The 20,198-nt window shown below is 67.5% G+C and carries 21 protein-coding genes; 14 read left to right on the plus strand and 7 right to left on the minus strand.

The window, feature by feature from the left end; genetic code table 11:
* Positions 1-35: 35 nt before the first annotated feature.
* A complete protein-coding gene (locus HZ989_RS04880) occupies positions 36-1,394 on the minus strand; it encodes a dicarboxylate/amino acid:cation symporter (protein ID WP_209322511.1) in 1,359 nt (452 codons plus the stop codon).
* Positions 1,395-1,623: 229 nt separating this feature from the next.
* On the opposite strand from HZ989_RS04880, the gene HZ989_RS04885 reads away from it, so the two are divergent.
* On the plus strand, positions 1,624-3,450 hold the full coding sequence (locus HZ989_RS04885) for an ATP-binding protein (protein WP_209322512.1): 1,827 nt from the start codon (positions 1,624-1,626) through the stop codon (positions 3,448-3,450).
* Positions 3,450-4,787, plus strand: coding sequence for a sigma-54 dependent transcriptional regulator (locus HZ989_RS04890; protein ID WP_209322513.1), 1,338 nt, complete (start codon positions 3,450-3,452; stop codon positions 4,785-4,787). Before HZ989_RS04885 ends, HZ989_RS04890 begins: the two co-directional genes overlap by 1 nt.
* A 12-nt stretch (positions 4,788-4,799) precedes the next feature.
* On the opposite strand, the gene HZ989_RS04895 is transcribed toward HZ989_RS04890, so the two are convergent.
* Entirely contained in the window at positions 4,800-5,216 is a 417-nt protein-coding gene (locus HZ989_RS04895; RefSeq protein ID WP_209322514.1) for a DUF983 domain-containing protein, read from the minus strand.
* A gap of 111 nt (positions 5,217-5,327) precedes the next feature.
* On the opposite strand from HZ989_RS04895, the gene HZ989_RS04900 reads away from it, so the two are divergent.
* Entirely contained in the window at positions 5,328-8,201 is a 2,874-nt protein-coding gene (locus HZ989_RS04900; protein WP_245162455.1) for a lipopolysaccharide assembly protein LapB, read from the plus strand.
* 68 nt (positions 8,202-8,269) lie between these two features.
* Here HZ989_RS04900 and HZ989_RS04905 read toward each other — a convergent pair whose 3' ends face one another.
* From HZ989_RS04905 to HZ989_RS04915, 3 genes are all read right to left on the minus strand, one after another.
* Entirely contained in the window at positions 8,270-8,548 is a 279-nt protein-coding gene (locus HZ989_RS04905; RefSeq protein WP_209322515.1) for an HU family DNA-binding protein, read from the minus strand.
* Positions 8,549-8,663: 115 nt separating this feature from the next.
* On the minus strand, positions 8,664-9,488 hold the full coding sequence (fliP, locus tag HZ989_RS04910) for a flagellar type III secretion system pore protein FliP (protein WP_245162456.1): 825 nt from the start codon (positions 9,486-9,488) through the stop codon (positions 8,664-8,666).
* Positions 9,485-9,760: a flagellar biosynthetic protein FliO gene (locus HZ989_RS04915; RefSeq protein WP_209322516.1), complete on the minus strand. Its 276-nt coding sequence runs from the start codon at positions 9,758-9,760 to the stop codon at positions 9,485-9,487. The genes fliP and HZ989_RS04915 overlap by 4 nt, the downstream gene beginning before the upstream one ends.
* 120 nt (positions 9,761-9,880) lie before the next feature.
* Here HZ989_RS04915 and HZ989_RS04920 point away from each other — a divergent pair, with 120 nt between their 5' ends.
* From HZ989_RS04920 to HZ989_RS04930, 3 genes are read left to right on the plus strand one after another with little or no spacing between them, the layout of a single operon-like run.
* Positions 9,881-10,285 (plus strand): flagellar basal body protein, encoded by a 405-nt coding sequence (locus tag HZ989_RS04920; protein WP_209322517.1) that lies wholly within the window; start codon positions 9,881-9,883, stop codon positions 10,283-10,285.
* The gene (gene flgC, locus HZ989_RS04925; RefSeq protein WP_245162457.1) at positions 10,282-10,716 is read left to right on the plus strand and encodes a flagellar basal body rod protein FlgC; all 435 of its coding nucleotides are present in this window, start codon (positions 10,282-10,284) and stop codon (positions 10,714-10,716) included. The genes HZ989_RS04920 and flgC overlap by 4 nt, the downstream gene beginning before the upstream one ends.
* 13 nt (positions 10,717-10,729) lie before the next feature.
* Positions 10,730-11,029 (plus strand): flagellar hook-basal body complex protein FliE, encoded by a 300-nt coding sequence (locus tag HZ989_RS04930; protein WP_209322518.1) that lies wholly within the window; start codon positions 10,730-10,732, stop codon positions 11,027-11,029.
* Positions 11,030-11,041: 12 nt separating this feature from the next.
* Here HZ989_RS04930 and HZ989_RS04935 read toward each other — a convergent pair whose 3' ends face one another.
* Entirely contained in the window at positions 11,042-11,419 is a 378-nt protein-coding gene (locus tag HZ989_RS04935; RefSeq protein WP_209322519.1) for an iron-sulfur cluster assembly accessory protein, read from the minus strand.
* A 62-nt stretch (positions 11,420-11,481) separates the two neighbouring features.
* On the opposite strand from HZ989_RS04935, the gene HZ989_RS04940 reads away from it, so the two are divergent.
* The 8 genes from HZ989_RS04940 to HZ989_RS04975 all read left to right on the plus strand — a co-directional run bounded on the left by HZ989_RS04940 (position 11,482) and on the right by HZ989_RS04975 (position 17,343).
* The gene (locus HZ989_RS04940; RefSeq protein ID WP_371812980.1) at positions 11,482-12,660 is read left to right on the plus strand and encodes a deoxyguanosinetriphosphate triphosphohydrolase; all 1,179 of its coding nucleotides are present in this window, start codon (positions 11,482-11,484) and stop codon (positions 12,658-12,660) included.
* 78 nt (positions 12,661-12,738) lie between these two features.
* Positions 12,739-13,488 (plus strand): SPOR domain-containing protein, encoded by a 750-nt coding sequence (locus HZ989_RS04945; RefSeq protein WP_209322521.1) that lies wholly within the window; start codon positions 12,739-12,741, stop codon positions 13,486-13,488.
* Between the two features lie 4 nt (positions 13,489-13,492).
* Positions 13,493-14,539 carry a beta-N-acetylhexosaminidase gene (nagZ, locus tag HZ989_RS04950; RefSeq protein ID WP_209322522.1) on the plus strand — a complete coding sequence of 349 codons (1,047 nt, stop codon included), beginning with the start codon at positions 13,493-13,495 and terminating at the stop codon, positions 14,537-14,539.
* Between the two features lie 42 nt (positions 14,540-14,581).
* Complete coding sequence (locus HZ989_RS04955) at positions 14,582-15,400, plus strand: ScpA family protein (protein ID WP_209322523.1); 819 nt, start codon at positions 14,582-14,584, stop codon at positions 15,398-15,400.
* A complete protein-coding gene (scpB, locus tag HZ989_RS04960; protein WP_209322524.1) occupies positions 15,397-16,053 on the plus strand; it encodes an SMC-Scp complex subunit ScpB in 657 nt (218 codons plus the stop codon). Before HZ989_RS04955 ends, scpB begins: the two co-directional genes overlap by 4 nt.
* A 251-nt stretch (positions 16,054-16,304) precedes the next feature.
* The gene (gene ykgO, locus HZ989_RS04965; protein WP_008263184.1) at positions 16,305-16,430 is read left to right on the plus strand and encodes a type B 50S ribosomal protein L36; all 126 of its coding nucleotides are present in this window, start codon (positions 16,305-16,307) and stop codon (positions 16,428-16,430) included.
* Positions 16,431-16,639: 209 nt separating this feature from the next.
* Positions 16,640-16,915, plus strand: coding sequence for a DUF2312 domain-containing protein (locus HZ989_RS04970; protein ID WP_209322525.1), 276 nt, complete (start codon positions 16,640-16,642; stop codon positions 16,913-16,915).
* Positions 16,916-17,085: 170 nt separating this feature from the next.
* Positions 17,086-17,343 carry a hypothetical protein gene (locus HZ989_RS04975; RefSeq protein ID WP_209323043.1) on the plus strand — a complete coding sequence of 86 codons (258 nt, stop codon included), beginning with the start codon at positions 17,086-17,088 and terminating at the stop codon, positions 17,341-17,343.
* Here HZ989_RS04975 and HZ989_RS04980 read toward each other — a convergent pair whose 3' ends face one another.
* Positions 17,344-20,121, minus strand: a complete 2,778-nt coding sequence (locus HZ989_RS04980; RefSeq protein ID WP_209322526.1) for a TonB-dependent receptor — start codon at positions 20,119-20,121, stop codon at positions 17,344-17,346. It lies immediately after the preceding gene.
* Between the last annotated feature and the right edge of the window lie 77 nt (positions 20,122-20,198).

Consider the following 20,198-nt stretch of genomic DNA (forward strand, 5'->3'; position numbering starts at 1 on the left):
CCAAAGTCTTTTTTGTTTTCAGGCACGCGAAAGGTTCAGTCTTTCGCCAACACAAGATCGTCCCCGGGCCCGGCGGCCGGATCGGCGGCGGCGGCCAGTGGGCGGGGCGCTCCGTCGAGCGCGTCGCGCAGGGCGTCCCGGTCCAGCTCGCCCTCCCAGCGCGCCACGACGATCGTGGCCACCGCATTGCCGATGAAGTTGGTCAGGGCCCGGCATTCGCTCATGAACCGGTCGATGCCGAGGATCAGCGCCATGCCCGCGATGGGCACGGAGGGCACGACGGCGAGCGTCGCCGCCAGGGTGATGAAGCCCGCCCCGGTGATGCCCGCCGCCCCCTTGGAACTCAGCATCGCCACGAGCAGCAGCAGGATCTGGTCCTGCAGGCTCAGGTCGATGTTCAGCGCCTGGGCGATGAACAGGGCCGCCATGGTCATGTAGATGTTGGTGCCGTCCAGATTGAACGAATAGCCCGTCGGCACGACCAGACCGACCACGGACTTGGAGGCGCCCGCCTGCTCCATCTTCTGCAGCAGGCTGGGCAGGGCCGCCTCGGACGACGAGGTGCCCAGAACCAGCAGCAGCTCTTCCTTCAGATAGCGGATCAGCTTGAAGATCGAAAAGCCATTGGCGATCCCGACCAGGCCCAGCACCCCGATGACGAAGATGGCGGAGGTCAGATAGAAGGTGGCTACCAGCGCGATCAGGTTGGCCACCGCGCCGATGCCATAGGCCCCGATGGTGAAGGCAAAGGCCCCGAACGCCCCGATCGGCGCGGCCTTCATCACGATGGCCACCAGCTTGAAGAAGGCGGCGGACACGGCCTCGAGGAAGGTCAACACCGGCCTGCCGGCGTCCCCGACGCCGGCCAGGGCGATGCCGAAGATCACCGAGACGAACAGCACCTGCAGGATGTTGCCGGTCGAAAAGGCACTGACGAAGGTGTCGGGAATGACGCCCAGCAAAAAGCCGATCACCGTCGTCTCGTGCGCGGCGGTCGAATACTGGGCCACGGCCGCCGGATCCAGGCTGGCCGGATCGATGTTCAGGCCGCGGCCTGGCTGAACCAGATTGCCGACGACCAGCCCCACGATCAGGGCCAGGGTCGAGAACACCAGGAAATAGGCGAACGCCTTGGCCGCCACGCGCCCGATCCGGCCCAGGTCCCGCATGCCGGCAATGCCCGTCACGATGGTCAGGAAGATCACCGGGGCAATCACCATCTTGACCAGCTTGATGAAGCCGTCGCCCAGAGGCTTCAGGCTCTCGCCGAAGCTCGGAAAGAAATGGCCGATCAGACCGCCCAGCAGGATCGCACCCAGAACCTGCACATACAGATGGCGGTACCAGGCGCGTTGAACGCCGGTCGCATGAACTCGATCACTGGCGTGGATCACCCGAACTCCCCCGCAACCATGGCTGCCGTTTCCTTCACGGTCTGACGCCGTGTCTTGAAACCAGTGTGGCCACAAATTCGCCGCATAAACAGCCCGGGCCGAGATCAGGTCAAGTCACGGTAAAAAAAGATATTATTTCTGGACTCGTCACGATCCGTGCGGCTTTTCGCGTGAGTATCTGGCTTGTTTGTGCGGAAAACCGCATACCTTGCTCATGGCGAGGTCGGGCATGGTTTCCCAGGGTTTTGTGTGGCGCGCGCGGTATTCGCCCATCTGGATCGGGCTGGTTCTGGTGTGGTTGATCGCCACCGGCCTTGCGATGACGGTCGCCGGCGAGGTGGCAAGGCGGGGGGCCCAGACCGATCTGGCCCGTCAGGCCGAGGCCGGTGCCGCGCTCCATGCAGCCGTCCTGCGCAGCGAACTGGAGAAGCATCGGTCGTTTCCCCTGGTGCTGTCACAGGATCCCGCTGTGATCGCCATGCTGGATAGCCCCGATCGCGAAAGGGCGGATGCGGTGAGCGCGAAGCTGCAGAGCCTCGCCCGGCAGGCGCGCGCTGCCGCCATCTACGTACTGGACCATCGTGGCGTCGCCCGCGCGGCGAGCAATTGGCGCGAGCCCACCAGTTTTGTCGGTTCCGACTACAGTTTCCGGCCCTACTTCAGCGGGGCCATGCGCAATGGCTCGGCCGAGTTCTTTGCCCTCGGCACCGTCAGCGGTCGGCCCGGCCTCTATCTGGCGCGCCGGATCGGGTCGGCATCGGCTCCATCGGGTGTGGTGGTCGTCAAGGTCGAGTTCGATACGCTGGAGGCGGAATGGCGAGGGTCGGGGGAGCCGGCCTATGTCACGGACGCGCGTGGCGTGGTGCTGGTCACCAGTATCCCGGAATGGCGTTTTCGCCGCAGCCGACCGCTGACGGAGGCCGAACGGCGATCGATCATGGCGGACCAGACCCTGGGCGGACAATCGCTGGCACCCCTGCCGTTCGACTTGCCCGCTGTCGATGATCGCGCGATGGTTCGCGCTGCCGTCGACGGTCCAGTCGAAGACTGGATGGCGGTTCGGGCCGCCACCGATACCCCCGGCTGGACCCTGCATCTTCTAAGCCCGGTGGGCGGGACGATCGTCGCCAATGTGGCCAGCGCCCGGGCCGTCGCCGGTCTTCTGGTGACCTTGCTGGCGGTTGGCGCGGGCGTGCTGCTACGCCGTCGGCGGCAAGCCATGGCGAGAGCCCTGGCCGAGGAGGCTGCCCGCGCGGAACTCGAAAGCCGTATCGACGAACGTACCACCGAGTTGCGGGCCGCCAACGCGCGGCTCAGCGAGGAGATCGACGAGCGACAGCGGGCCGAAGCCAGCCGCGAGATCCTGCGCGAGGAACTGGTCCAGGCCAACAAACTGGCCACCCTTGGACAGATCGCCGCCGGCGTCGCTCACGAGATCAATCAGCCCGTCGCGGCGATCCGCACCCATGCGGAAACCGCAGTCGCCTATTCGGACCGGGGCGATGTCGAGGGGGTTCGACGCAACCTGGGGCGCGTCGCCGATCTCACCGAGCGGATCGGCACGATCACGGACGAACTGCGCGCCTTTTCGCGCAAGTCCAGCCAAGGCGTGTCGCCGGTCAATCCCTGCGAGGCGATCGATGGTGCCCTGCTCCTGATGGGTGCCGGTCTCCGCGCGGGGATGGTCGATCTTGTTCGGACCGGCTTGCGTGATGTCCGCGTGCTGGCCGAGCCGATCAGGCTGGAGCAGGTCATCGTCAATCTCGTGCAGAATGCCTTCGAGGCCATGGTCGACCACGCCGTGAAGAGCCCGCAGGTCGTGATCGACGTGGCCCGACGCGACCAATGGGTCGAGATCTCGATTTCCGACAATGGACCGGGCGTCCATCCATCGGTCGCAGACGCCCTGTTCACCCCGTTCGTGACGACAAAGACCAAGGGATTGGGCCTGGGTCTGGTGATCTGTCGCGATATCATCGCCGGGTTCGGCGGCGAACTGAACCTGCGGGCCGGCAAGACCGGCGCAGACTTCGTTATCGCCTTGAGGCCGGCCTGATGAAATTCTGCCGCCCCCGCGCCGTCGCGCTGATCGATGACGACAGCGACTTTCGCGAAGCGCTGCACGAGCGTCTGGCGCTCGAGGCGTACGAGGTCCAGGCCTTCGGCTCGGCCGAAGCGGCGCTGAAGCAGATCAGCCCCGACTTTCCCGGCGTCGTCGTCACCGATCTGCGCATGCCGGGCATCGATGGCCGTGCACTGCTCTCGCGCCTGCAGGCGATCGACGAGGGTCTGCCGGTCGTGATGATCACGGGGCATGGTGACATAGCCGAGGCGGTCGATGCCTTGGCCCAGGGTGCCTACGACTTCGTCGCCAAGCCTTTCGCGTTCGAGCGCCTCGCGACCAGCCTGAACCGCGCGCTGGAAAAGCGTGGCCTCGTCCTCGACAACCGGGCGCTCGCAGCCGCGCTGCCGCCTCCGGAAGCCTCGCTGGCCCTGCTCGGCGAGAGCCCGTCGATCGTCCGGCTTCGGGGGGTCATCGACCAGATCGCCGATGCGGGAATGGACGTCCTGATCGAAGGTGAGACCGGCGTGGGCAAGGAGGTCGTCGCCCGCGCCCTGCACAACAGCGGCCGTCGTCGGGTTCATCCGTTCGTCGCCGTCAACTGCGGCGCGCTGCCGGAGGGCCTGATCGAGACCGAACTGTTCGGTCATGAGCCCGGTGCCTTCCACGGGGCCCTGCGCCGGCGGATCGGGCTGGTTGAGCAGAGCCATCGCGGGACGCTGTTCCTCGACGAGATCGAGAGCATGCCGGAGCAAGCGCAGATCAAGCTGCTGCGTGTCGTCGAGCAGCGCGAGATCCAGCCCCTCGGTGCCGAGCGCCCCCGGTCGCTGGACCTGCGCATTCTGGCGTCCTCGAAAACGGACCTCGAGGACGCCGTCGCCCGCGGGGCCTTTCGTGACGACCTGTTCTATCGGCTGAACGTCCTGAAGCTGGTCGTACCGCCGCTGCGCGAGCGCCGCGAAGATGTCAGTCTGCTGTTTTCTTTCTTTCTTTCGCGCACCGCTGCCGCGCGTCAGTTGACGCCCCCGGCGATGACGCCGCGTGTCCGTCGTGTGCTCATGGATCACGACTGGCCAGGAAACGTCCGGGAACTGGCCCATTTCGCCGAACGGGTCTGTCTCGGGCTTGAGGCGGCCACGAACGACGAGACCATCGCGGATGATGGCAGCCTTGCCGACCGCATGGATCGGTTCGAGCGCGAGTTGATCGAGGACTCGCTGCGACGACATCACGGGGACGTGGGCATGATCACCCAGGCGCTCCGGATTCCTCGCAAGACGCTCTACGACAAGTTTCGACGCCACGGCCTGCGCCCCGCCGCGTTTCGATAGCCCCCGGCACCCTCATTTCCACTTCGACCCCTCGCCGTGGCCACCGACGCTTTCCCATTCGGGCGGCGCGGCCTTGTGGACGTACTGCTCCGACACCAGCCAGCCCTTGAACGGCCTAAGCACCAGAAGACAGGCCGCCGCGATCAGGGGGAAGGTGAAGGCGAAATGCACCCAGATCGGCGGGTGGACGGTGAACTCGAAGCTCATGAACGCCACCATGCCGAGGACGCCGATCGCAGACATGGCGAAGAAGGCCGGGCCGTCGGCCGGCTCCGCGAAACCGTAGTCCAGACCACAGGCCGGGCAGGCGGGGCGGATGGTCAGGTATCCCTGCAGCAGCGGCCCCTTGCCACAGCGTGGACAGCGGCAGCGCAGGCCGGTCGAGAGGGTGGACAGTCTTGGATATTCGGGGGTGGCGGGGGCTGACATTCTGGACTCCTGACCCACACCGGGTCGGCCTTTTCTCGCAACGCATCAAGACGCGATCGGTCACACCCCGTTAACCGCGTCGAAAGGGCGCTCGCGCGAGTGTGCGCGCGTATGGCCGGAGCCCGCAGGAGAACCGCGATCGGACGAACCACGGTGGCGCTGGGCGCGGCCGGGACGATCGCGTTCGCCCCGATCGCGGGCGCTCTGCCTGTGATCGCTCAGGAGGCCAGCGCGGCGCTGGACCCCGTCACGATCCGCATCGGGGCCAATCAAGGTTTCACCCGGGTAGAGTTCGCCGGGATCGTCGGCTCGCGCGCCCGGGTGCGCCGCGAGGGACAGAGCGTCATCGTCCGCATCGGCTCCACCGCCGCCCCGGATGTCAGCCGTCTGAAAGTCGACCCCCCACCCGGGGTCGAGAAGGTCGAGACCCGCTCTGCCCTCGACGCCACCGAGCTCGTCGTCACCCTGGCCGAGGGGGCGGAGGCACGGTCCGGCTCGGCCGACGGGGCGGTCTGGCTGAATCTGTATCCGGCCGGTTCGACGGCCGCCGCCGTGACCCAGGTCAGTCCTGTTCCCGCCGGTGGTGCGGTCCCCGTGACGGCGACCAGGACCGACCAGCAGGTCACGCTGAAGTTCGACTGGGCGGCCCCCGTTGGCGCTGCGATCTTCCGGAGGGGTACGGCGGTCTGGATCGTGTTCGACACAGCCGCGCGTATGGACCTGCGCAAGGCCACCGATCTGGGCACCGGCCGCGAGGTGCGCTGGGCGGTCGGGCCGGACTATACTGCCATGCGGATCTCGGTCCCCGAGGGCCAGGCCGTCACGGCGGCAGGTGCAGGGGTCGGCTGGAGCGTCACCATCGGCGGCGCGCCGGGTGCCGCGACCGGCGTGGACGTGAGCCGCGATGACGCCACCGACGCCTCGATCGTCGCCCGCATGGCCGGGGCGACCAAGTCCATCTGGCTGACCGATCCGATGGTCGGCGACCGGTTCGCGGCCGTCACGGCCCTGGCTCCAGGCAAGGGCGTCGGCGACCGCCGGTCCAGCATCGACGTCACCCTGTTGCCCACAGCCCAGGGGCTCGCGGTCGAGACGCCCACCGACGACCTGACGATCGGTGTCGAGGGCGATCTGGTCACCCTGACCCGGCCCGGCGGCCTGTTGCTGTCGCCGCCGTCCAACGTGCTGGACCCCGCAGCGCCCGCCGAGGACCCCGGACCCGTCAAGGCACCGTTCCCGTCTCTGATTCTGGCCGACTGGGGCGATGCAGGGCCAGAAGGCTTCGCTGTCCGTTATCGCAAGCTGCAGGATGCGGCGGCTCGGGAAACCATAGCCTCCACCGACAATCCGCGCACGCCCATTGAGGCGCGGATGGCCCTGACGCGGTTCCTGGTCGGGAACGGTCTGGGCTTCGAGGCCATCGGCGTGGTCAATGCCCTGATCGCCCGGACCCCGGCGATGCAAGGCGAGCCCGAGGTGCGCGGTCTGCGCGGTGCGGCCCGCGCTTCCATCGGTCGTGTGGAAGAGGCGATCATCGATTTTTCCGCCGGATCCCTGGCTGGCGATCCCGCGACCCGGGTCTGGCAGGGGTATCTGGCCTCCGAACAGGGCGACTGGGCAGCCGCGCGCACGGCCTTCGCAGCCGGGGCTCCGGTGATCGATCAGTTCCCGCCCGTGTGGCGTGCCCGGTTCGGTGCCGCCCATGCGATGGCCGCGCTCGAGACCGGCGACCTAGCCGCCGCACGTGCGCTTCTGGATTACAGTTTCTCCCAGAACGCCCCCGCTGCCGACCAGCTGACGGCCAGGTTGGTCCAGGCGCGGCTGTTCGAACTGGACGGTCAGACCGACCGCGCGCTGGCCGTGTATCGCGCCATCGGCCGCGCGCCGCTGGACGGCATCGCTACCCCGGCCAAGCTGGGTGTCATCAAGATCGAACTGGCCAAGGGCACGATGACGCCGGTCGATGCGGCGGCCCAGCTGGAACAGCTGAAGTGGCGCTGGCGCGGCGACTCAACCGAACTGGCGGTCATCCGCACCCTGGGTGACCTCTACCTGTCCCAGGGACATTACCGCGAAGCGCTGGACACACTGCGCGGCGCGGGCAAGCGGCTGGGCAACCTGCCGGGTGCGGTTGAGCTGCAGTCCGACTTGCAGAACGCCTTCCGGGCCATGTTCCTCGACGGGGCCGCCGACGGCCTTCAACCGATTCAGGCCCTGGCGCTCTTTTACGACTTCCGCGACCTGACGCCGGTCGGTGCCGACGGCGACGAAATGGTTCGGCGTCTGGCGCGACGCCTGATCGATGTCGACCTTCTGGACCAGGCGGCCGAGCTTCTGAAGCACCAGGTCGACGAACGGCTGGAGGGCGTGGCCAAGGCCCAGGTGGCCACAAACCTGGCCACCGTCTATTTGATGGACCGCCAGGCCGAGAAGGCGCTGCAGGCCATCTGGGCCTCGCGCACAACGCTTTTGCCGACGGCCCTCAACGCCGAGCGGCGGGCGCTGGAGGCGCGCGCCCTGATGGATCTGGGACGCTATGATCACGCGCTGGAGACCCTGGCCGACGACCAGAGCCCGGCGGCCAGGGATGTTCGCGCCGAGATTTTCTGGAAGCAGGAAAACTGGGCAGGGGCCGCCGCCCTGTACGAGGCCCGCCTCGGCGAACGGTTCAGGGACACAGCCACAGCCCTGACCGCCGATGAGGAAAGCCGGGTGATCCGGGCGGGCGTCGGCTATTCCCTGGCGCGTGACGCGGCCTCTCTGGCCCGGCTGTCGCGCAACTATGGGCCGTTCGAGGCCGGGTCACGATCGGGGCCGGCGCTGCGTATCGCGCTGGATGGACTGGATGGAATGGAGGGCGTGGCGAGCGCCCAGGATTTCGCCGGATTGACCGCTGCGGCCGACACCTTCACCGGCTGGGTCACCCAGATGAAGGCACAGCTCAAGGAAAGAGCCGGCGGGAAAAATTCTCCCCCCAGGGCCTGATCGTTTGAGGTGGACCCACGTCGCAGGTCCGGCCGAAAGCGTGAATCATGCCCTGGGAGGATCAATCCTTACTTGTTGACCGCATCCTTCAGCGGCTTCGACACGCGGAAACGGACGGCCTTGGAGGCGGCGATCTTGATGGTCGCGCCGGTGGCCGGGTTGCGGCCTTCGCGGGCAGCGCGGGCCGCGGTGTCGAACACACCCAGGTTGGAGATGCGAACGTCGCCGCCGCCGATCAGCGACGAATGGATGTTCTTGACGATGGCTTCCAGAACGCGGCCGGCGTCGGCCTGCGAGACACCAGCGTCCTTGGCGACGGCGGCGATGAGTTCAGCTTGGGTGGTCATAAGGGTCGTTTCCCGAAAAGCTCGCTCGATTCCCGAGCGATGACGGGGGGATCAACACGCCTTTTGCGCGACTTTGCAAGCGCCATCGGAGCGGAAAGCCTTTGAGGGTGGGGATTCACCCCGCCCCGGAGGCCTGTCGGAAGCTTTCCACCAGGCTTCCGGCGACCAGTCTCCACCCGTCCACAAGCACGAAGAAGATCAGTTTGAACGGCAGGGAAATCACCACTGGCGGCAGCATCATCATGCCCATGGACATCAGCACGCTGGCGACCACCAGATCGATCACAAGGAACGGAACGAAAAGGAGAAATCCGATTTGGAAGGCCTTCTTCAGCTCCGAGATCATGAAGGCGGGGGTGACCACGCGCAGGGGCAGGTCGGCGGCCTGGGTGGGAACCTCGATCCGGCTCAATCGGGTGAACAGCGCCAGGTCTCCCTGGTCCACCTGGGCCAGCATGAAAGTCTTCACTGGTTCCGACGCCAGATCGAACGCCTGGGGCAGTTCCATCTGCTGATCCATCAGCGGCCGGATGCCCGAATCATAGGCGTCCTGCCAGGTCGGGGCCATGACAATGGCGCTCAGGAACAGGGCCAGGGCCACCAGAACCGAGTTCGGCGGCGACTGCTGCATGCCCAGAGCGGTCCGTAGCAACGAAAGCACGATGATGATTCGCACGAAGCTGGTGGTCATGATGACGATCGACGGGGCCAGCGACAGGACGGTCATCAGCCCGATCAGCTGAACGACCCGTTCGGTCAGGCCGGCACCGGTGCCGAGGTCCAGGTTGATCGCCGCGCCGGACTGCGCCGCCGCTGCCGCATCCTGGGCGAAGGCGGCGATGGGCCAGGCCAGGCAGATCAGGGTGGTCAGCAGGGAAAGCTTGAGCGCGTTCTTCAGCTCGGCGCGGGTAGGAACGGTGAAGATGTCCTTGAGTTTCACGACGCGGCTCCCGGGCCCCGCGGCTCGATCAGCTCGCGACCTTCGCCCAGCAGGATCAGCCGTTCCTCCTCGTCGATCTTGACCAGGACCAGCCGTCGCGCCGGATCCAGAACCAGGGTCTCGACCACAGTCATCCGCCGCTCGCCGCGCTCGGCGCTCAACCTGGCCATGATCTGGGGCGCATAGCGGCGCGCCGCCCAGGCGGCGAGGCCGATCAGGCCGAGAGTGAAGGCGAGACCAAAGATGGCGCGCGCGAGATCGAGGAAGTTCATGCTGTGCGGCCCCGGAAACCTCGCCGAGATTTAACGATCAGGGTTAACGCCGCGTTTAGATAACCCTCCGTTAACCACACAGACGGCATTTATTGCCTATCGAACACGAGGACGATCCCGATGGGCGTCGCCGACATACCTCTTCTGGGCCAGCTCAAGGGCCGAATGTCGTGGCTCGACGAGCGTCAGCGGGTCGTCGCCCAGAACGTCGCCAACTCCGACACCCCCGGCTACGTTGCAAAAGACCTGAAGGTCCCGACCGATTTCGCGGCGGCGCTGCGGAACGGTGGTGGTCTGAGCATGTCGCGGACCAATGCCGCCCACCTGACGAGCGGAACGCCGGTCCCCCGGTTCACCTCATCGGCGTCTCCCGACTCGGAGACGACGCTGGATGGCAACTCGGTCGTGGTCGAGGAGCAGATGCTGAAGATGGCCGAGAGCCGGATGGCCTATGACGCCGCCATCAGTCTGTATCAGAAGTCGATGTCGATGATGCGCCTCGCCGCCAAGGTGCCCGGTAGATGAGCGATCCTGTCAACGGCCGGAACGATGCGTCCCGCAACAGCGCCATGGCCGTTGCGGCCTCCGCCCTCACGGCGCAGCAGTCGCGCATGCGGATCATCGCCGAGAACATCGCCAACGCCGAATCCACTGCCCGCACGGCAGGCGGCCAGCCCTATCGCCGCCAAATTCCCGTGTTCGAGGCGCGCCAGATCGACGGCGCGACCGGCGTCTCCCTGGCCGAGGTCCGCCCCGACCAGAGCGACTTCCGCCGCGAATACGACCCCTCGCACCCGGCCGCCGACGCCGACGGCTATGTGCTGCGACCCAATGTCGACACCCTGATCGAGGGCATGGACATGCGCGAGGCCCAGCGGGCCTACGAAGCCAATCTGAACGTCATCGAGACGGCGCGGACGATGGCAAGCCGCACCCTCGATATCCTGAAACGCTAGGCGAGGCTGAACGATGAATCCCTTGATGGCGGCGCGGGCCTATGCGGCCACCCAGGGCGCCGGCGAAACCAGCGCCGGGGCTGCCGTCACGGGCGGCCCCGACTTCTCGCAGATGCTCAAGGGGGTCATGGGCGACCTGACGAACCAGACCCGGGCGGCCGAGACCCAGATGACCCAGGCGGTTCAGGGCCAGGGATCGATGATCGACATGGTTACAGCCGTCTCGAGCGCCGAGGCATCGCTGGAAACCGTCATCGCCGTCCGCGACCAGGTGATCCAAGCCTATCAGGAAATCATGCGGATGCCGATCTAGGGCCGACCGCGGCTAGATCGAGAAGCTGACCCCGCAGCCACAGCTGGTGGCCGCATTCGGATTTCGGATCACGAACTGGGCACCGGCCAGTTCGTCGACCCAGGCGATCTCCGAACCCTTCAGGAATGGCACCGAGACCGGATCGACCAGGGCTGCCTGACCCGCGGTCTCGATGCGGATGTCGTCGGCCTCGCCCGTTTCCACCAGATCGAGCCGGTACTGGAAGCCTGAACAGCCGCCGCCCTCGACCGCGACACGGAGCAGGACGGGGTGGCCCTCGACCTCGGCCAGTCTGGCCAGACGCCTGGCCGCGCTGTCGGCCAGCACGATGCCCTCGGGCGCGCGTGTCGACAGGGTAAAGGTCGGGGCCTCGGATTGGACGCTGGTCATGGTGCCCTATATGAGACCGCAAAGGCCGGTTCGCAAAGGCCGGACGGATGAAGCCTGACACCGTGAGCCACAATCGCCTGCCCAGCCCCTATGCCGAGACGCCCGAGGCCTCGCGCGGGCGGCTGATCCCCGAGACCCCCAGCCGGACGCGCAGCGCCTTCGCCCGCGATCGCGACCGGATCATCCACTGCACCGCCTTTCGTCGGCTGAAGGAGAAGACCCAGGTCTTCGTGGCGCACGAGGGCGACCACTACCGGACCCGCCTGACCCACAGTCTGGAGGTCAGCCAGATCGCCCGGTCCCTCGCCCATGCGCTCGGGCTGGATCAGGATCTGGCCGAGACCATCGCCCTGGCCCACGACCTGGGGCATCCGCCGTTCGGCCATGCGGGCGAGGACGAACTGCAGGCCCGGATGGTGGCCTGGGGCGGATTCGATCACAACGTCCAGACCTTCCGCGTCGTCACCGACCTGGAGGTCCGCTATCCGGCCTGGCGCGGCCTTAACCTGACCTGGGAGACGCTGGAGGGCGTCATCAAGCACAACGGCCCCGTCTCCCAACGGCTGGACGATCCGGCATGGAAGGCCATCGCCGACTACGGCCGGGGCTGGGACCTGTCGCTGGACGGCTTCGCCTCGCTGGAGGCCCAGTGCGCCGCCATCGCCGATGACATCGCCTACAACAACCACGATGTGGACGACGGGGTTCAGGCCGGCCTGTTCACCCTGGCCGACCTGGCCGATGTGCCCCTCATCGGACCGGTGCTGCACCACACCCGCCGCGACTGGCCCTATGTCGACGAGCGGATGATCCGGCTGGAAGCCGTGCGGCGGATGATCGGCGTGATGGTTGACGACGTGCTGGCCGAGACCACCCGGCTACTGGCCGAGTACCGCATCGGCTCGGTTCAGGATGTGCGGACCGCGCCGCGTGCCCTGGTGCAATTCTCGCCCGGCATGATGGCCGACCTGGGGGTGCTTCGACGGTTCCTGTACGAGCGGATGTATCGCCACTACCGCGTCAACCGGACCCGCAGCCAGGCCAGGCGCATCCTGGCGGAGATGTTCACCCTGTTCATGGCCGAGCCGGACGTCCTGCCGACCGAATGGGCCTTCGCCGCCGAGGGTCCGGAGGCCCGCCGCGCCCGTGCCGTCTGCGACTACATCGCGGGTATGACGGACCGCTATGCGATCGAGGAACATTCCAGGCTGTTCAACCTCGACATCGGCCTCGATCTCTGATTCTACGAGGGATCGGGACGGGCTAGACTGGGTGTCCGCCGCAACGATTCGCGCCCGGTCCGACGGAGACGAAACCCCATGTCCCACGACGACGATCACCGCCCGCGGGAACGCGGGGCCTATACGCCCCCCACCGACGACGACCTGCCGTTCAACCGGGGTGGCTTTGATGCACGCCGTGGTCCGCCGGCCAAGGCTCCTCCCGTCACCCTGATCGTAAGCGCCGGGGTTCTGCTGGTTCTGATCATCGCGGTCGTGCTGTTCTATCGCTCGGGCTTGCGGTCCTCGAACGATGCCCCGCCCGCGATCGGCACGCCGGTGGCCCAGATCCGGATCGCCCCGACCGAGGACGCCCAGCCTATCGACCCGGAAGCGGGCGTCGGCCTGTACGACCAGGCCGAGGACCCGACCACCGCTCCCGCCTTCGTTCCGCCGCCCGAGACGCCCCGTCCCCGTCCACTGCCGCGCCCGATCGAGGCGGCCGGGTCCGTGACCCCGCCTGTGACGCGCCCGGCCACCAGCCCCGCCCCGACCCGCCGCGTCCCGACGACCACGACGACCCCGCCCGCCGCCGTCGATGGCGCGGGTGGATCGGCCGCCGTGCAGATCGGAGCGTTTTCCTCGACGGTCATCGCTGACCGCGAGTACGCCGCCATGGCCGCGCGCTTCCCGCAGTTCGCGCGGAACGCCACCAAGCGGGTGCAGGAGGTGACGGCGTCCAACGGCTCGACCGTCTATCGCACCACCTTCACTGGCCTGAGCGCCGAGGATGCCCGCAGCCTCTGCTCGGCGATCAAGGCCGGCGGCGGCGACTGCCTGGTGCGATAGGGCGTTGACCACCGCCGCGATCTACGGCTGTTCCGGGCTGGTGCTGACCGGGGAAGAACGCGCCTTCTTCGCCGACGCCAGGCCGTGGGGCTTCATTCTGTTCCGACGCAATGTGGACAGCCCCGAACAGGTCCTGCGACTGACAGATGCCCTGCGCCACAGCGTCGGCTGGGACGCGCCCGTTCTGGTCGATCAGGAGGGCGGACGGGTCCAGCGTCTGGGCCCGCCGCACTGGCCGAAATATCCGCCGGGCGATGCCTATCTGAAGGCCACCAACGATCCCCTGACAGCCCGCGAACTGGCCCGGCTGGGCGGGCGGCTTATGGCCCATGACCTGAAGGCGGTCGGCATCAATATAGACTGCGCGCCTGTTCTGGACGTCCCGACGGCGGGTGCCCACGACATCATCGGCGACCGCGCCTATGCCCAGGATCCGGCCACGGTGACCCGGCTGGGCCGCGCTGTGGCCGAGGGTCTGCTGGCGGGCGGCGTCCTGCCCGTCATCAAACATATGCCCGGCCACGGCCGCGCCTTCGCCGACAGCCACAAGGAGCTGCCCACGGTCAACGCCGGGCTGGAGGCGCTGGATGCCTGGGACTTCGCGCCGTTCAAGGCGATGTCGGACATGCCCATCGGGATGACGGCCCACATCGTCTTCACCGCCATCGACAGGAAGCGCCCCGCGACCCAGTCCCGCAAGGCGATCCGGATGATCCGCGAGCATCTGGGCTTCAGCGGCCTTTTGCTGTCGGACGATCTGGTGATGAACGCCCTGTCCGGTACCCTGAAGGAGCGGGCGGAAAAGTCGCTGAAGGCCGGATGCGATCTGGTCATCCACTGGAACGGGGACATGGCCCAGATGCGTGAGGTGGCGGAGGGCGTGGGTCGGCTGAAGGGCGAGGCAGCCCGGCGTGCGGCGGCGGCCCTGGCCCGGATCGTTCACACGCCCGAGCCGCTGGACGTGTCCGAGGCGCGCGGCCGGTTCGACGCCCTGCTGGCCGGACGGTTGACCGCGGCGAAGGGTCCGGACGTCGGCGAGGCCCAGGCATGAACCCGCCTCAAGGAACGCGACTGCGCGTCAGGCTGCACCGGGATGCCTGAGACCTTCCAGCCCAATCTGGATTTCACGGCCGTGGCCGAGGTCGATGACCGCGACGCCTTCGTGGTCGATCTGGACGGCTATGAAGGGCCTCTGCACGTCCTGCTGGCCCTGGCGCGGAACCAGAAGGTCGACCTGCTGAAACTGTCGATCACCCGGCTGGCGGAACAGTATCTGGCCTTCGTCCACGAGGCGCGGCGGCGGAATTTCTCGCTGGCGGCCGATTATCTGGTGATGGCGTCGTGGCTGGCCTATCTGAAGTCGCGCCTGCTGCTGCCCCGCACCGAAAAGGGCAAGGGCGACGAACCGCCCGCCGAGGAGATGGCGGCGGCCCTGGCCTTCCGGCTGCAGAAGCTGGAGGCCATGCGCAAGGCCGCGGAGGCCCTGCAGGCCCGGCCGCAGCTGAAGCGCGACGTCTTCATGCGCGGCGATCCCCAGGCGACGGTGATCGTGCCCTCCGACCGGATCGATGCCAGCCTGTACGAGCTGATGGCCGCCTATGTGGGGCAACGCCGCCGGGAACAGGCGCGTCACTACAATCCCGGCCAGAGGGTCGAGGCCTATCCGCTTGAGGAGGCCCGCGACTGGCTGCGTGACATCCTGCCCCGGCTGTCAGACTGGACTCCGCTGGCGTGGGTGGCCCCCGTCCGCGACGGGGTGGGTCCGTCGCAGGCGTCGTTGACCGCCTCCACCCTCTCCGCCGGCCTGGAGCTGGTCAAGGAGGGGGCCATGGAATTCCGCCAGCAGAAGGCTTTCGACGAGGTGTGGCTGAAGCAGCGAGGCCTCGGCCATGGTCTGGAGCTGACGCCGTGACTGACCTGACCTTTGCCCCCGATGAGGCCGAGATCGAGCGACGGGTCGAGGCCCTGCTGTTCGCCGCCGCCGGCCCGCTGTCCGCCGCCGACATCGCGCGCCGCCTGCCGGATGGCGCAGATGCCGGGCGGGCCATCTCGGCGCTGAGGGCGCGCTACGAGGGCCGGGGCGTCGAGCTGGCCTGCGTCGCCGATCGCTGGGCCTTCCGAACGGCGGCCGACCTGTCGTTCCTGATGACGGAAGAGCGCGAGGAGCCGCGCCGCCTGTCCAAGGCCGCGTTCGAGACCCTGGCCATCATCGCCTATCATCAGCCGATCACCCGGGCCGAGATCGAGAGCGTGCGGGGGGTGTCGATCTCTCGTGGAACGCTGGACCTGCTGCTAGAGATGGGGTTCGTGCGGCTGCGGGGACGCAGGCGGACCCCGGGGCGACCGGTCACCTATGCCACCGCCGACCGCTTCATGGAGCATTTCGGTCTGTCCAGCCTGTACGATCTGCCGGGCGTGGCCGAGATGAAGGCGGCGGGTCTGCTGGACCTGTCGCTGCCGACCGGGTTCGAGGTGCCGGATCCGTCGCGGTCCGGTTCGGAGGACGAGGATCCTGTCGAGGAGGGAGATGCCCCCGAGTTTGCCCAGGACTTCGTCGGCGACTGACCGTCGTTCCTGTCCTCGCTGCCTGCCGACCCATGGCCGAAGCGCGCGCTCCGTCTCATGGGCAGCGACTCCGGACACCGGGTTGACGCAACGGGGGGGCGTGGGTATACGCACGCCTCCGCCGCCGGGGCTTCCTTGCGGCTTTTCTGTTTTCGCATTCGCTTCTAGCCTGCGCTGAAGCAGCGAGCCACGTCATCCCCGCGCAGGCGGGGACGAGGGGCGAGCGTTGGCGCCACCAAGGATTTCCGACCATGAAGGTCCGCAGCTCGCTCAAGTCGCTCAAGACCCGCCACCGTGACTGCAAGGTCGTGCGCCGCAAGGGCGTCGTCTTCGTGATCAACAAGACCGACCCGCGCTTCAAGGCGAAGCAGGGCTGACGCCCTGTTGCCAACGCGTGCGACACGGTCGCGCGCTGCTTGAGCGCCGGATGGTCTATCCACAGGCTGCGGACCTTGTCCGCGGCCTTTTTCGTGTCCGGCGTTGAGCCCGTGGCCGGTCCATGGTTAGCGTCGCGGCTCGTTTTCACAACGCGCTCAAGCAGCGAGGTGCCGCGCACCGAGCGATAGCGCCCGAAGGACCTTTGCCTATGGCCGACGACGCCTCGTTCGACGCATCGCCCGACGTTCTGAACTCGGCCGCCCAGGGTCGGCTGCGCAGCATCATCGAGCGGATCGAGCGCCTGGAAGAGGACAAGGCCGCGATCATGGCCGACCAGAAGGAGGTCTTCGCCGAGGCCAAGGGCGAAGGCTATGACGTCAAGATCCTGCGCAAGGTCATCCGCATCCGCAAGCAGGACAAGGCCAAGCGCCAGGAAGAGGACGCGATCCTGGACCTGTATCTGTCGGCGCTCGGCGAGATCTGATCCTGAAGCGGACGCCCCTATCGGGCGGTCCGAAGACCCAGCCCCGAAACACGGGGGGCGGGTCCCTGAAGCGTTCGACCGGCCTCAAGCCCGGCTCCGGATTTCAAAAGAAGGACAAGCCCGCGCCCAGCTCGTTCGAGGCCGAGCGCGAGGCGGCGCGCCGCAAGGCCCTGAATGCCCTCAAGCGCGCGAAGCGAGCGGCCGACAAGGCCGGGATCGCGCTCTCGGAATGGGAGGGCGAGTTCATCGAGGGCGTCACGGACCGCATCAAGACCTATGGCCGGGCCTTCGGTGACCCGGAAAAGGGCGCGCCGGGCCAGGCCCTGTCGGCCATGCAGGGCCGCAAGCTGAAGGAAATCACCCTGAAGGCGAACGGCGAGGCCCCGAAGCGCCGGTGGGGGCAGCGCAAGCCGCCCCCGACCGACTGATCAGTACAGGATCTTGCGGAACGTCAGGCTGATGATCCGGCCCTGCGGGTCGAGGTAGTCGGGCTGGTAGTTCAGGGCGATGTCGCCGGTCGAGGACCGGACGTCCTGGCGGCTGTCGAACAGGTTCTGGATGCCCAGATTGATCCGCGATCCCTTCAGCCAGGGGAATTTGGCCACCCAGGTCGGGCGCGACGCCAGGTCGGCGAACATGTTCAGGTTTACGGTGGTCTGCGACCCGAAGGTCAGGTCCGATCCACCGACGCCGCCGTCGACCTCGGTCCCCTCCAGCCAGTTGGCGTTCATGAAGGCACCCAGACCGCTCTTGAACACCCCGCCCTGGACCTGGATCTCGTTACGCGGGGAGCCGCCGCGCGCGCCGGTCGCGGCACCGTCCAGCAGGTCGAGGACCGGCAGGGTGTCCGCGATCGTGATCTGATCTGCGAACCGGTAGGTGTGATAGACGGAAAAGATGAAACGCCCCTGGCCCGGCTGTCCGCCGCCGAAGCCGCCACGGCCGCCTCCGCCGAACATCATCGCACCGAAGCCGGCCCGTCCCTGGCCGCCACCGGCTCCCGGAGGCGGGCCGCCCGCGCCACCGGGACGACCTCCGCCCAGACCGGGCATGCCGCCCGCGCCGGGCGCTCCCGGCGCGCCGGCGGCCGGAGGTGTCGGCGTTCCAAAGGCGCGCGAGTAGTTGAAACCGGTGCGCAGTTCCTCGCGCCGTGTCTCCGCATAGTTCAGCGGGCGGGCATCGATCGAAACCAGCTCTCCGGCGACCCGCGTAAAGCGCGACGGCAGGGCGGCCTCCAGATCGGCCGTGATCGTCGGGAAGGCACTGATGGCATTCTCGATCACGGTGTTGGTGTAGTTGGTGCTGACGCTGAAGTCCGTGGCCGACCAGGGCTTGAAGTTCAGACCGACCTTCCAGACGTGGCGATTGTCGGCGCTGAGCCCGGCATTGCCGCCGTCGATCCGGTTGATCAGCACCGATTTGTTGGTGCGGTAGTCGAACACAGGAGAATTGGGCGTGGTGATGACCGGGTCGTTCAGCTGCTGGATCGTAGGCGCGCCCTCTTCGTCCGTATAGCTGACGATGACGCTGAAGGGATCGGCCGGCACCCAATTGAACCCGGCCCCCAGGGTCGTCAGGCCTCCGAAGTCGGAGGCGTGATCGTAACCGGCGTTGACGTTGACCGACAGGTCACCGAGAAAGCCCAGGATCTCGCGGCTGGGGTCCGAGACCGGCAGGGTGAAGTTGACAGTGCCATAGGCGCGGTCGCGGCCGATCGAGCGGCTGCTGAAGACGCTGGTCCTGGTGGCGTCGTTATAGCGCGAGCTTTCGGCGTCCAGGGTGCGGGTGTCGCCGCCCAGCTTGATGGTCGCGTTCACGCCACCCGCGGGGGCGTCGAACAGGTCGCCGGTGAGGACGGCCTCAAGGTTGCCGCCGCTGGCAACGGCGTTGGCAGTGTCCACCCGGCGGGTGAAGCTGGAGGCGGCCAGGGCTCCGAAGGGGTTCAGCGTTCCGGCGGTCACTGCGGCCCGGGCGGCGGTGGCGTCGAGCCCGCGACCCGTGACGGTGTCGGTCTCGACCCGGTCATAGGCACCGGACAGGGTCCAGCGATAGTCGCCGACGTATCCGTCCAGAAGCAGACCCAGATTGCCGGTCAGGGTCTCGTTATCGCGGGTCACGGCACCCGGGTCGGCGATGTAGCGATAGACGTTCACGTCACGCGAGAAGGGCGACCCGTTCCGCCCTGCGGGGGCCTGAAGCGTCACACCCGGCAGGCCCAGGTAGCTGAAGCTGGCGGTGTCGTTCAGGGTCAGGCTGACGGTGCCCTTGATGGTCTCGTTCAGGTCGCGGGCCCAGGATGTGGTCAGACGGGTGGCGTCTCCGCGCGGCAGCAGGGTGCGATAGGCACCGAGATCGCCTGTGCGAGGCGCGTTCGCTCCGGCCGCGAACTGTGCCAGCGTCGGGTTGGATACGCCGGGGTTGGCGGCGACCGTGACCGGCGTGCCCGCCAGCGTCGTCAGGGCCGGATCAATCTGGCTGCCGTAGGGAATACCCGCGACGTTGCCGATAAGATCGAAAGGTTGCGAGCCCGGCGAGCGGGTGATGTCGCGCTCGTCTTCCCACAGGGCGGTATTGTGGGTCTGCTCCAGCTCGAAGTTCCAGCGGTTGCGGACGTTGACCTGAAACGCGCTGAGCTGGGCGCCGGTGGTTGTCCTGCCACCCTGCGCCGGTCCGCTGGCGCGGCCTTGCAGCGAGCCCTGGCGGAAGTCGGACTTCAGGATGATGTTGACGACTCGCTGGTCAGCCGCGAAGCCATAGGTCAGGGCAACCTCTTCCGGCAGGATCTCGAACCGCTCGATCGCCTCGAACGGGATGCCCCGAATCTCCTGGAAGCCCGAGGTGCGGCGCCCGTTCAGCAGCACGATAGGACCGCCGTCGCCGCGTCCGCGCCCGCTGCGGGTCAAGGGTTCGACCGCCGCCAACAGCTCTGCGACGTTCGTCGCGCCATAGGCCGCCAGCTGTTCGGAGGTCAGGGTGATGTCAGGTTCGATATCGCCGCGGACGCTGCCGCGCGGCCTGGGTCCCGACACGAGGACGTCGTCCACGACGTCCCCATCCGCGCTGGAGACCGGCGCGCCTGTGGGCTGAGCGTCCTGTTCGTCCCGCGCCTCGGTCGCCGGCGCGGTCCGGGGCGGAACGGTCTGCACGGGCGCCGTCTGAAGGGTGCCGGAGGCAAGCGCGTAAAGCAGGGCTGAAGAGATTGTCATGAAACGGTCCGGACAGAACGAGGAAATGGCCCGACGTTTTGAGGCCTGCGCGATGCGGCCCTGTCCGGCGGTCGTTG

Origin of the sequence: Brevundimonas sp. AJA228-03 (assembly GCF_017795885.1) — a bacterium.
In the GTDB taxonomy this organism is placed as follows: Bacteria; Pseudomonadota; Alphaproteobacteria; order Caulobacterales; family Caulobacteraceae; genus Brevundimonas.